The organism is Xanthomonas cucurbitae (genome assembly GCF_002939885.1).
Classification (GTDB): Bacteria; Pseudomonadota; Gammaproteobacteria; order Xanthomonadales; family Xanthomonadaceae; genus Xanthomonas; species Xanthomonas cucurbitae.
The window spans coordinates 1-496 of sequence record NZ_MDED01000131.1 but is presented as its reverse complement, the minus strand read 5'-3'; the positions used below and the strand labels follow the sequence as shown (position 1 = coordinate 496).

Here is a 496-nt window from a genome sequence, read left to right as displayed (position 1 = left end):
GTGCTGTTCCAGCAGATGCCGAAAGTTGAGAATCGTGGTCTCATCGGGCACCCCATCCAGGCCGCCGATCTTCGCAAAACGCCGCATCGACAACGTGTCGTACAACGCCTCTTCTGCCCCAGGGTCGCTCAGCGCATACCACTGCTGCAGAAAGTGAATCCGCAGCATCGTCTCCAGTCGATACGGCTGTCGACCAGGCTGGCCCGACTTGGGATAGTGCGGTTCGATCAGCGCCAGCAAGGCCTTCCAAGGCACCACCTGATCCATCTCGGCCAGGAACACCTCCCGCCGTGTTCGCTTGCGCTTGCCGTTGTACTCCGCGTCGCCAAAGCTCAGTTGCATCGAAATCGTCCGCTTGGGTCGTCGGTTAATTGTCGCAGATCAGGCTGCTTTGTTCAGAGCGTCCTTAGAGGGTGTTTACATAATGATATAATAGTGCCATCTCATCACAGACAGTCATCGAAATGGGCCGCCCACTGAAGATTCAAGTCGAACA

General features: G+C 56.2%; 1 protein-coding gene. It reads right to left on the bottom strand.

All coding sequences use genetic code 11. From position 1 onward, the window contains the following. Positions 1-342 (bottom strand): transposase (locus tag XcuCFBP2542_RS19055; protein WP_146090387.1); only part of this gene is annotated, 342 nt, incomplete at its 3' end. Between the last annotated feature and the right edge of the window lie 154 nt (positions 343-496).